13 protein-coding genes and 1 riboswitch are annotated in these 12045 nt (G+C 40.6%); of the genes, 3 read left to right on the top strand and 10 right to left on the bottom strand.

Translation table 11 applies throughout. From position 1 onward, the window contains the following. Window positions 1-13: 13 nt before the first annotated feature. The 6 genes from RCP16_RS15410 to RCP16_RS15435 form a co-directional block, all read right to left on the bottom strand. Window positions 14-781 (bottom strand): sirohydrochlorin chelatase, encoded by a 768-nt coding sequence (locus RCP16_RS15410; protein WP_069327487.1) that lies wholly within the window; start codon window positions 779-781, stop codon window positions 14-16. Window positions 782-786: 5 nt separating this feature from the next. Next, window positions 787-1077 (bottom strand): YerC/YecD family TrpR-related protein, encoded by a 291-nt coding sequence (locus RCP16_RS15415; RefSeq protein WP_069327488.1) that lies wholly within the window; start codon window positions 1075-1077, stop codon window positions 787-789. A gap of 118 nt (window positions 1078-1195) precedes the next feature. After that, window positions 1196-2161: a magnesium/cobalt transporter CorA gene (corA, locus tag RCP16_RS15420; protein WP_308640730.1), complete on the bottom strand. Its 966-nt coding sequence runs from the start codon at window positions 2159-2161 to the stop codon at window positions 1196-1198. A gap of 147 nt (window positions 2162-2308) precedes the next feature. After that, window positions 2309-3310, bottom strand: a complete 1002-nt coding sequence (locus RCP16_RS15425; protein WP_069327541.1) for an inorganic phosphate transporter — start codon at window positions 3308-3310, stop codon at window positions 2309-2311. A 154-nt stretch (window positions 3311-3464) separates the two neighbouring features. Next, entirely contained in the window at window positions 3465-4079 is a 615-nt protein-coding gene (locus tag RCP16_RS15430) for a DUF47 domain-containing protein (protein ID WP_069327490.1), read from the bottom strand. A gap of 193 nt (window positions 4080-4272) precedes the next feature. After that, window positions 4273-5511, bottom strand: a complete 1239-nt coding sequence (locus RCP16_RS15435; protein ID WP_308640731.1) for a DUF3048 domain-containing protein — start codon at window positions 5509-5511, stop codon at window positions 4273-4275. 432 nt (window positions 5512-5943) lie between these two features. Here RCP16_RS15435 and RCP16_RS15440 point away from each other — a divergent pair, with 432 nt between their 5' ends. Continuing rightward, window positions 5944-6471 carry a DoxX family protein gene (locus tag RCP16_RS15440; protein ID WP_069327542.1) on the top strand — a complete coding sequence of 176 codons (528 nt, stop codon included), beginning with the start codon at window positions 5944-5946 and terminating at the stop codon, window positions 6469-6471. Between the two features lie 229 nt (window positions 6472-6700). On the opposite strand, the gene thiE is transcribed toward RCP16_RS15440, so the two are convergent. The 4 genes from thiE to RCP16_RS15460 all read right to left on the bottom strand — a co-directional run bounded on the left by thiE (window position 6701) and on the right by RCP16_RS15460 (window position 10378). After that, a complete protein-coding gene (thiE, locus tag RCP16_RS15445; RefSeq protein ID WP_308640732.1) occupies window positions 6701-7378 on the bottom strand; it encodes a thiamine phosphate synthase in 678 nt (225 codons plus the stop codon). Continuing rightward, on the bottom strand, window positions 7371-8186 hold the full coding sequence (gene thiD, locus RCP16_RS15450; RefSeq protein WP_308640733.1) for a bifunctional hydroxymethylpyrimidine kinase/phosphomethylpyrimidine kinase: 816 nt from the start codon (window positions 8184-8186) through the stop codon (window positions 7371-7373). Before thiD ends, thiE begins: the two co-directional genes overlap by 8 nt. Window positions 8187-8270: 84 nt before the next feature. Continuing rightward, window positions 8271-9089, bottom strand: coding sequence for a hydroxyethylthiazole kinase (gene thiM, locus RCP16_RS15455; protein ID WP_308640734.1), 819 nt, complete (start codon window positions 9087-9089; stop codon window positions 8271-8273). A gap of 170 nt (window positions 9090-9259) precedes the next feature. Then, window positions 9260-9362, bottom strand: a riboswitch (TPP riboswitch). Between the two features lie 185 nt (window positions 9363-9547). Beyond that, window positions 9548-10378 (bottom strand): alpha/beta hydrolase, encoded by an 831-nt coding sequence (locus tag RCP16_RS15460; RefSeq protein WP_308640735.1) that lies wholly within the window; start codon window positions 10376-10378, stop codon window positions 9548-9550. A 148-nt stretch (window positions 10379-10526) separates the two neighbouring features. Here RCP16_RS15460 and RCP16_RS15465 point away from each other — a divergent pair, with 148 nt between their 5' ends. Together RCP16_RS15465 and RCP16_RS15470 are read left to right on the top strand one after the other, a co-directional pair. Further along, entirely contained in the window at window positions 10527-11195 is a 669-nt protein-coding gene (locus RCP16_RS15465) for a DUF1129 family protein (RefSeq protein WP_069327496.1), read from the top strand. Window positions 11196-11361: 166 nt separating this feature from the next. Further along, window positions 11362-11928 (top strand): TetR/AcrR family transcriptional regulator, encoded by a 567-nt coding sequence (locus RCP16_RS15470; RefSeq protein WP_308640736.1) that lies wholly within the window; start codon window positions 11362-11364, stop codon window positions 11926-11928. The last annotated feature ends 117 nt before the right edge of the window (window positions 11929-12045 follow it).

Here is a 12045-nt window from a genome sequence, read left to right on the forward strand (position 1 = left end):
CACCTAATATGAATTATGTTGTCATCAGTTGGTTCAACAGTGACTGAATCTGACGCTCCATCCAATGAGATAACAGTGGATGTGGCAATAATGCTGTACCTGCATATTCATAGCTTAACCCTTCTACACGCCCGGGAATCACTTGATTCAGGAATATCCCTTTACTTAGAAATAGAGGAGCAATCAGCACTTTGTAGCCGCGTGCTGTCCATTCTTCTGTTTTGGCACGCAGACTATCTGGATTGAGCAATGCATAATCGGTATGTGCCACTTCACTCACCTGTCCTACTCGCTGAGCTAGAGAAGATATCCCTTTCTCCCAGCGTTGTCTGAATCCGTCATGAATACTGCCGTGACCCACAACCAACACCACTTCATTCTCAGGGGCAACCGATAAATCTTTCACTTGATCCCAGACCATACGAGCGATATCTTCATCATCATCGGCTGGATAACCAAAGTGAACTTTCGCTTGAATCGTAAAAGGTTCCAGATCGGTCTCGCGATCAGGCGTTTCTTTGACACCCAAAGCATAAGCGATTTCGTCCATATGTGTACTACCAGAGGACACAAATAGCGGAACGACTAATAGATCTGTAACTCCTTGCGCTTCCAGTTCATTGATTCCATCCTGAATAAATCTTCCCGGAACATTGTCCAGGAAGACTGCATTGACAGGTAGATCGCTTGGCAGATGGATATGAGATACTGCTTCATCGATCTGCTCCATCCAAGATGGTTCCGGCGAGCCATGACTAATTATTAATACACCGGGCTTCATAGAGATTACCTCCCTAGACGTTCCAATGTCATTTTATAACCATCATTACCATAATTCAGGCAACGTTTTACACGGGAAATGGTAGCTGTACTTGCACCCGTTTCTGCTTCGATCTGGTTATAGGTTGAACCTTTGCCTAACATACGAGCCACTTCAAGACGCTGTGATAAAGACTGAATCTCATTCACAGTGCATAGATCGTCAAAAAAGACGTAACATTCTTCTAAATTTTTTAGTGTCAAAATCGCTTCGAATAATTGATCAACACTTTTATCATCAAGTTTTTTAAGTTGCACGATGTGATCATCCCCTACTACGGTTACTGTACCTACATTGTATATATTACTGGGTATTTTTTCAAGCATTAACGATGTACAGCATTACAGAGTACCAGATTTTGTTTGAGCAGAACAATTATTTAAACCATCCACGTCTTGTAAAAGCAGTCATCATCCCTGCTCCCAAAGCAAACATCAGCAATAGCACGCCAAAATAGCCATACTTCCATTTCAGTTCTGGCATATTTTCAAAATTCATGCCATAGATACCTGCGATCAGCGTCAACGGCATAAAAATAGTTGTGATCACCGTCAATGTTTTCATAATCGTATTCATTCGATTGGAATTAAGCGAAATATAACTATCCCGCAGATCTGAAGTCATTTCACGATTCGACTCGATCATATCCGACAACTTCAGTAAATGATCATAGATATCGCCAAAGTATGAATGATGCTGATCGACCTTCTGAATATGTTGTGAGTTAATAACCCGGTACATCAAGTCACGCATTGGAATAATCGTTCTCCGTAGTTTCAGTAGACGAGAACGCAGTACAAATACTTGCGCTAACAGATCATCTACCGGTTCATCTGGCCCTGTATTTTCAAGTTCATTCAATTCATCTTCAATCTCGTACACACAAGGGAAATATTCATCTACAATTTTGTCAGTAATGATATAAGCAGCGGCTATTGGCCCATTTGCCCAAGTGGGACGTGCTCCCTGTTGACCATAGCTAATAATACGTTGCCATGCCGTCTCAATCTCTCGCAGTTCCCCATGATGAAAGGAAACCAAAAATTTATCGCTGACAAATAAATCGACTTCTTCGACCAATAACGTCTCTGGATGCATCGCATGAAGAACTAGAAACTGCACCTCGCCATAATAATCGATCTTCGGGCGTTGAAGCACATGCAGACAATCTTCTACTGCTAATGGATGAAAATGAAAAAAGGTACTTAACTTCTTGGATTCTTCAGCGGTTGGCTGATTGAAATCGACCCAATACCATAAGTAGTTACCCGACTCTATCTCTTCTAATTGAATATCCTGAATAATCTCATGTTCTTGCGTCACGCCAAGAATGCGAATCATGAAGCGAGTTCACTTCCTTTATATCAAATATAGACGGATTAGCGTCTGTCGTTATTTTCATAAGCATCTCTGTTCCACTTAGAATCGCACAAAAAACCGCCGTTCGCAAGAAACGGCGGTAGTGATCTATAATGATCCGATTTTATTTTAGAACAAATCGAATAGTACTTTGAAAATAAGTCCAGATAAGATCGCTGCAATTGGAATCGTAACGATCCATGCAATCACGATCCGTCCAGCAAGTCCCCACTTCACTTCACGGAAGCGCTTGGCAGAACCTACACCTAGAATAGCTGATGTAATCGCATGCGTTGTACTTACAGGCAAATGAGTCAGTGTTGCTGTAAAAATAACCGATGCGGCTGAGATATCAGCTGCAAAACCGTTAATAGGCTCGATTTTGAAAATTTTGGTTCCCATTGTTTTGATGATTTTCCAACCACCCACAGATGTTCCCAGTGCCATCGCTGTTGCTGCTGAGATTTTAACCCAAAGCGGTACATCTAGATTATCCTGAACACCAGCTGCGACTAGAGCAAATGTAATAATACCCATCGCTTTTTGCGCATCATTCGTACCATGTGTAAATGATTGAATCGCTGCTGTCAAAATTTGCATTGTGCGGAACCCTTTATTGACGCTATGCGGGCTACGTTTAGCAAAAATCCATTTCAGAATCGTCATTACGATATAACCGATTGCAAAAGCAATCAACGGTGACAAGATCAATCCTTCAACAATTTTGATAAACCCACTCCAGTTCACAGAACTTGAACCTGCTCCAACAAATACAGCTCCTGCTAGGGCACCGATCAAAGCATGTGAAGAAGAAGAAGGAATACCGAACCACCATGTTGCTAAGTTCCAGATAATTGCAGCTATTAGTGTTGCAATAACGATTTCTATACCGTTATCCAAAGTCGCCGGATCAGCAACACTACCGCCGATCGTTTTGGCTACGCCTGTGAACGTGATCGCTCCCAGAAAGTTCATTACTGCCGCCATCAGAATCGCTGTACGTGGCGGTAACGCTCGAGTAGAAACCGATGTAGCAATAGCATTTGCTGTATCATGGAATCCATTGATAAAATCGAACGCCAAAGCCAAAAACACGACGATAGCCAGTATCCATATTGAGGTTTCTACCATATCATTCATCGCCCAGATGGATCTCTTGCACTCCAATCAAGAGAATCTGCGCAATCCTACCTCCTTAGTTATCTGTTACAGATTATTGCATCTCTGCATATTACATCCATCTATACTCAGCAAAATGGATCATATGCTTATCTTGTAAGCAATCTTAGGAATTGCGCATAATAATAGATTCGAGTCTATTCGCTACATCTTCGCAAGCATCAGTCGTTGTTTCCAAACGCTCATATATTTCTTTTTTCTTAATTAGTTCAATCGGGTCTTTCACTGTGGCAAACAAATCTTTGATACAGTTACGTAATACATCATCACCCTGGTTTTCCAGATCGTTCAGACGAATCGTATGTTCACGAATAGCCAACAGCTTTTTATGAGACAACAAATGAATAGCTTTTTGAATTTCATAAGCAGATTCACGCAAAATTTCAGCAAATTGAACAATATAATTATCTGGCTCAGTCATATGATACATATCAAAACGAGAAGCACATGCTTCTAGACCGTCTAATACATCATCCATCGTTGTCGTCAAATCCATAATATCATCACGCTCAATGGGTGTGATAAATGTTTTGTTCAGTTCGGTAATAATGGTGTGCGTGTAATCATCACATTGATTCTCGTAAATCTTCATTTGCTTCGTAAACTCTGGAATATCCTTCAAGTTAGGTACTTGTTCCGCAAAGTAATCTGCAGCTTGCACAATTGCATCTGCCATGTTCTCCAGCGTTTGAAAAAAGATATCCTTTTTCTTAACACGCATTTCTATAACCCCTTTTCGAAATTTTGCCGAAAAATGTCGTAAATTAGAATTATGAAAACAAAATGATTTCATAACAACCTTTGTTATCTTATCAATCTGTACATAGGTTTGTAAAGATTCTGTTTACATTTATCATACAAAAATCATACAAAAATCGACTTTAATTCGATCATCACAGCATTTTTTACCTTTTTCATCCATTTTCGTTCAACTTTTTACCATCTATTGTCAAATGATTTTCGAATGATGGGCTGTTAGGAACAATATTGTAATACGTCACACCGGGTACAAAAGGCACTTCTTGACCATTACTGCTAAAGCGAATCACATCTCCACTTTTCTTGCTCCATTGACCTTTGATCTGCTGACCTTGTTGAAATAACATCGCTTCTCCACCGGCATTAAGATTTAAGCTTAATCTGCCAATATCGTCTAATACTTTGTAATCTCCGCCCAACACCATAACATTCGAAGCAGTTAAAGGCTTTCCACTATTTAGATCAATATGCGGTTCATTATTCATACTACGTGTGTAAAGTCCGGTGGTGGAATTATATTTATACCCGACTTTATAACTTTCTAGCAAAAATTGAAGTTCGATCAATGACGCTTTGGTTGCTGTCGTGGCAGAGGATGTTGAGCTTGAGTCATTAGCACTAATACTATCTTTATTATCGGCAGAAACGGTATCTGCTTTGAGTGAATTAGTATCGGTTGGAAGTGAAGAATGATCTGTATTTAGTGAATCGGCTGTTGTACTTGTTGAAGATTTAGCAGTTGTAGAAGGTAGAAAAGGATAGGTTGGAATCGTGATCTCTTGTTTGTAATTTTTTTGGAGTGCACCTTTACGTAACTTCTCTTCATTTGTATATAAATTATGAGGCGCTTTACGACTGGAATCTCGCCAGAATGGAGCACTTGCATTGGTGATTTCATCTAAATGCTCTTTCTTTCCTTGTTGCAATATACTGTACGCTTCCGGGCTACCTCCGGCATGAACAAGCAATGCGCCTACACTTTCCCCGATGCCGATCAAATACGGACGAATACTCCGCACAGGGCCGATCGTCACATCCCCATGATAACTCTGATATACAGCGATCAGACGAGTGATTCCTCCTTCGGCTAGCACTTCATAGACCATATCTGCTTGTGCTAATCCTGATTGTGGACGTGCCGCAGGTGCATTGTTAATCATGACCGCAATCGGTCTAGCTAGAGAAGGTTGCTTTACAGGTAATCCGGTAAGTGGAGCGGTATAGGCCACTTCTGCTGGCTTTTCTGGTGCGATCGGTTCAGTTACTTTGGCAGGTTCAGGTTGTTGCTGTGGTGCAGGTGTAGCCACTTCAGCAGACCCGCAACCGATCAGACTAGCAGTGAGTACAAGTGGAATCGTCCATTTGCTTACTTTCCATAATCCAGATTGATTCATTACAATAGTATCCCCCTCAGTGATTAGCATCATTATGCAATGTAGCAGATCGTTGTCATCTGCACAGTAGGATACATTCCTACTATAGAACACACATATGAACTTCAAATGAATTAAAAATCAGCTGGCTGTTTATGTACAAGCAGAAGATGTAAAACACGGTCTACTTCTTATTAAAACATAAGCTTCTTCTATATAGAATACATATGAGGTAATTAACGAATACCATCATCCAAACATCTACTTCATTTATATATACCATATTTTAACAGTTCAATAATAAAATATTAAAAATTTATCTAAGATTGTGATTTTTATCACATTTTAAAATTTAGTTGTGATTTAAAATAAAGACATGGAAGAGATGATCATCACCAACTCAACAAGTTAGCACAGACTTACAAAAATAAAACATTATTCAGGGGAGTGGCAATCATGAACAGATGGCTAAGAGAAAACAGTGTGGCAATGTGGTTATTAACTATACTACGGGTATATATCGGTTTTAAATGGATCGCTGGTGGATGGGAAAAATTAAGTGGTGGCGGATTCGATGCTACTGGATTCTTAACAGGTGCTATCGCTAATACAGGCGGAGAACATCCAAGTGTACAAGCAGGCTGGGGCGCATTTTTACAACATTTCGCTTTACCAAATGTAGCACTATTCAATGTTCTTGTTCCTATCGGTGAATTCCTTGTCGGACTTGGATTAATCTTAGGTGCATGTACTACACTTGCAGCACTAATGGGAATGGTAATGAACTTCGCATTCTTGTTCTCGGGCACTGTAAGCACCAACCCTTACTTGTTACTTGCTGAAATTTTCATTATCGTTGCTGGTGCAAATGCTGGTAAAATTGGTCTAGATCGCTGGATCGTTCCTTACTTACGCACTCGCTTCTTCAACCGTCGTAACAAACAACAAGACACCTTGCCTAATCAGCATAAAATCGCTTAACGATATAAATAATCAAATCAATTGGCTTCTATAGAATGATCGATGTTATTCGCAGTAACATACAGATCATCACAAGGAGAACAGAAAAACCTACTGTACAATAGATAAAAAAATAGAAATCCACTTGAAAAGTCATTCGCTACACCGTACTTTAAGCTACGGTATACAGAATGACTTTTTTGTATTTTATTTTGAATAATTTCTATTCGAATCAACTTCAAGCCGTCTATTACTGCTTTTGATTGGCAATAAAGTGCTTGGTGAGTGTATTCAATCGCTCCGTAGCTTGCTCGACGTTGTCTTGTCCTGCAATCGCAGATATTACTGCTATTCCATCGGCTCCAGCGGTCAAGATCGGCTCTGCATTATCTGCATGAATACCACCAATACCCACTAATGGAATATGTATCTGATGGTTCTTAAGAGCTGTAATCGTACGTGTTCCTTGTACGGCTTCGGCATCAGCTTTGGAAGTGGTCGGATAGATCGGTCCTATGCCTAAGTAATCAGCTCCATCTTGAATAGCTTGTCTAGCTTCATCGACCGAATGAGCAGATACGCCAATCATCTTATTTTGCCCAAGACGTGCACGAATCTGATCGGCAGGTATATCTTCTTGCCCTACATGAATTCCATCGGCATCCAATGCAATCGCTAATTCAATATCATCATTCACTATAAACGGAATCTTATGCTCTCTACAGATCTGTTGAAGAGATTCAGCCAGTTGGTAGTACGCTTGCCCTGTGAGTGCCCCGACCCCTTTTTCACGAAATTGAAAAAGAGTAATCCCTCCTGCGATGGCAGATGTTAATACTTCTTCTGGTGGTTGTGTACAATTGACACTACCCATCACTAGATAAAGGCGTAAATACTGGCGCAATTGGTGTTGATCTGGCTTAGACATTATAGACCCGGCTCCTTTGTTGATACGCAAAATGATTAGTAGGCCCATGATCGGAACCAATTCCCAGTCCATCTTCAATCGCGGCTTGAATAAATTGCTTGGCGGTATCTACAGCTTCATGGATCGATTTACCTTGAGCTAATGTTGCCGTCAATGCCGCTGAAAAAGTACAGCCTGTCCCATGCGTATGCATTGTATCAATACGCTTGCTTTCAAAATATTCAAAATGTTGTCCATCATACAACAAATCCACAACGGTTGAAGTCGATGCATCATGTCCACCTTTAATCACTACATACGTTGCACCCATATCAATTAACTGTGTGGCGGCTTGTTCACGCTGTTGCATGTTGGTGATCGATATCCCTGTGAGTAGCTCTGCTTCTGGTAAATTGGGAGTGATGATCTCTGCTAACGGGATCAGATCCGAGACGAGCGCTTGTAATGCTTCTTGTTGCAAAAGCACAGATCCGCCTTTGGCTACCATCACTGGATCAATCACTAGATGTTGCCAATGGTACTGTTTTACTTTTTGAGCGACATGACGAATAATCTCAGCGCTAAATAACATCCCTGTTTTGACAGCATGCGGTTGTAGATCTGTACCGATTGAATCCAATTGCTGAATAATACCTTCAATTTCTACCGGATAGACTCCTTGTACCCCTTTTGTATTTTGAGCCGTAACAGCAGTAAGAACAGACATACCATAGACTCCGAGTTCTTGAAATGTTTTGAGATCGGCTTGAATCCCTGCGCCTCCTCCACTATCTGAACCAGCAATCGTTAAAGCTTGATATACATTCATTTTTTTCACTCCTTTGGATAGATTTGATTAGAAGATATTTTGTTACACAAAAATCACGTTTTATTGGATTAGAAGATGTCGCGCTTATCTTGCCAAGCGCTGGACTTTTGCGATTTTTGAATGGGTGGATACGATATCGGGTGTGACTAGAGAGAGTTGATTGATAAATTCGATCTGAAAGCTACCTGTACCTTGTCCTGCCGTCTGTTGGTAAGCAATCTCTGCTGCGATGCCGTAAAACGCTAGTGCTTCAACTACAGCGTTTAAGCGTTCTTGTGACTCTGTAGGATCAGCCACTGCGATAAATGCACCCACAACAGCACTGAGCAGGCAACCCCCGCCTGTGACCCGTGTTAAGATGCTGTGACTATTTGCAATGGTATAGGTGGTATTGCCATCAGTGACCACATCTTTTTCGCCTGTGATTGCTACGATACATTTCAATTGGCGAGCCGCTTGTTCAGCAATCTCGACCATATTTCCTTCGCCTGCTCCTGCATCTACGCCTTTGATATGCCATTGTTCGCCGATGACATTAGCGACTTCAGCTATATTGCCACGTAACACATCAATCTGGACATGCTCAGTAATCTGTATCGCCGACTGAGTACGATAAGGTGTTGCTCCTGCGCCTACCGGATCAAATACAACAGGTACACCTGCTTGATTGGCTGAGCGTCCTGCTTGGAGAATAGCTTCGACTGTATAAGGATCAAGCGTACCGATATTGAGCACCACAGCACTTGCCATTGCAGCCACATCTTTTACTTCTTCATGGGCATATGCCATAAAAGGAGAAGCGCCCAAAGCCAGCAATCCATTGGCTGTAAAATTAGTCACGACCATATTCGTAATATTATGAACAAGTGGATTTTGTGCTTGTACTTTTGCTAAAAAGCTCATTTAATTAGCCTCCTGTAATAAATAGATATTTTGCGATTACCCTATTCTATTTGGATTATATGTAGAAAAGGTTAGGCTTTATCTTATAAGAGCTGAACGCAATAAAGACCCATCCATCTCTAAAGAGACAAATGGGTCAAACATTCATTCAGGTAGACATAACTTGAGTGAAAATTCAGCCTCCACTTCCCTCCGCTAGTATAATCCAGATCAGGTTCCAAGGGTCCGAAAATCCATTTTCGTCTCAGCCAACAGGCTCCCCTAGTGAAATCAGTAACTATTCAATTGTTCTTTCTTACCATACCACTGGTGAATGATCTGGTAAAGAGTGAGAAATTGGTTAATATCTTACTATACAAGCGCTTGGCAGTATAAGCGCTACTTCTTCTAGTCCAATCGAACATGATTTTTGCGATAGCAAAATATCTTACGATATAAGTGTTTATATTGCCAAACGCTTATATCATCCAGTGTTGCCAATCGGTCTGAGCCACTTCACGTCCTGTAAGCCATTGACGGGTTTTGTCCAGCAATTCACGTCGGTGTGTGCCGTTAGAATACGTATGATCTGCTTGAAAAATGATTTCTTTATCACAGCGTCCTTCTGAACGTGTCCAGAATACTTTCTGATATAGAAAGGCATAATCGACAGGGATCACATCGTCGCCTGTTCCATGAATAACGAGCACATCGCCATTAAACTGCTTGGCTTCTTGAAACGGTTGATAATTGCCAAGTGAATCAAAGTATATTGGCGTAAATGAATACCCTAGATGGTCGGCTTTGCCTTCGATCACTGCTTGATCGTATTTGTCACGTCCTGTTAATTTGACGATATCGTTAAATGGATGCCCTACTGCTGACCAGAGCACCAGACTTTTGACACGTTGATCGCGTACCGATGTCAGAATCGCTACAGCTCCGCCCAAGCTATGACCAATTAAAGTGACCCGTGTCGGATCAATATCACTGCAAGTCATCGCATAATCAAGTACAGTACGAGTCTGAGCAACCATTGATTCTAAGCCTTCATTGCCATATTCGCCGCTGCTTTCACCGCAACCTGCATAATCAAAACGAACCACCATATAACCGTCAGCCGCCAATTCACGGGCTGTACTAACAAATAGGCGATCCACTCCAATGCGGCTGCCTACAAAACCATGGCAGATCACAATCAGCGGTGTACGGCTTTTGCCCCGTCCGACTAATTGCGGTTCCTGTTCTGGATAATGAATACTAGCTGTCAGATCCAAGTCGTGATGTCGAATGACGATATTACGTTCCATGATGATTCCTCCTTTTAAATAAACAATTCCGATCAGTTTAATGAGCTTTAATCTTGAAATCATATTATCATTAACGCTAGATCATTGTCAACGCAAGGAAAGTATGGCAAAATAATAGATTCGAACAATGAGAATGGAGGAATAAATAATGAGCACAATACGCCAGATGGTTAAAGATATTAATGTTGTACGAGATCAGTTAAAACCCGAAAATTTAGATTACTATGATGATGTGATTGTCCATGTACGGGATGCACGTATTGATCGTGAAGCTGGTGAAGAATTACTTTTAGAAATGGGTCATCATTTATTAGATGCACAGAAAAAAGGAAAAACCGCCAAACAGTTATTTGCTAAAGATTCGATGGAATATGGCAATATGTTAATTCGTAATTTACCCGAAAAGCGTCAATTGAGCAAGCCGATGTATTACTTGATGATTCCTTGGATAGCGCTCACATGGGTTTTTCTTATTCAAGCACTCATGGGTCTATTTCGAATCAGTATTAGCGATTCAGGAATTGTCGGGCAGATTAATGTAGCCACACTGATTATTGTCGCTGTCGGTTCGATTGCTTTAGTCGAAATGCTAACTCGATTTACCGATCAACCTGTTGAAAAAAGTGACACTACCAAACCGGGTATGCAAATCAATGCTCGTGCTATTTTGACGTACTTGGTAATTTTGATTTTGATTTTTGGTGTAGGTATCTTTTTACGTCAAGTGATGCCTGTGATTACGATTGTACCGTGGGTGAGTTTACTGTTATTTGTGATTGGAGTAGTTGGACAGAAATTTATTTTTATGCGCAAATAACATCGCTGATCTCTAGTAGATAAGATGAGTAGATTAATGTTCTATTTTGCTAATTCCATCATTATAAATTACAATAACGAAGAATTGATGAATATGTATAGCTGATAAACGAATCCTATTCATTAATGACGAATAGGTATAGTTATAGTTGAAGGAGGTTTATACATTGCCACCTCGTGCCGGTCTTAATCTCCAATCTATTGTAAAAGCAGCCACAGTCTTAGCAGATGAACACGGGCTAGATGAAGTGACACTAACCATACTAGCTAAAAAGCTAGGTATTCGTTCGCCTTCTCTTTATAATCATGTGAATGGACTACCGGGATTACGTCGTGAAATGGCATTAACTGGATTGGATCAGCTCAAAAATGTACTGATGCACGCTACTGTAGGCAGATCGGAAGATAAAGCGATTCGTGAGATGTCGCGTGCTTATCTTGAATTTACCCGTGCTCATCCCGGACTATATGAAGCGACGCTTTATATTTCTGATACGGATGATGAAGAATTGGATACGATGAAGAATCAAGTATTAGAGTTATTTACTCAAGTGCTCGCAGGGTTTGATCTAAATGACGATGCTCTTATTCATGCGATACGTGGACTACGTAGTGTTCTTCATGGATTCAGTTCTTTAGAAAGAACAGGTGGATTTGGTCTGAAGGTAGATGTGAATCAAAGCTTTGAACTGATTATTGATACCTTTTTACAAGGTTTGCATACTTCGCAATAACAATCATAAATCTATCCATACACCATTTCTATTGAGATTCGGTACCTTTGTGTACACCAATCTATCTTTAGAATGGTGTATTTTTTTATGGTTATGTCTAAATTATCGTGTACTCAT

Source organism: Paenibacillus nuruki (assembly GCF_963311185.1).
Taxonomy (GTDB): Bacteria; Bacillota; Bacilli; order Paenibacillales; family Paenibacillaceae; genus Saccharibacillus; species Saccharibacillus nuruki.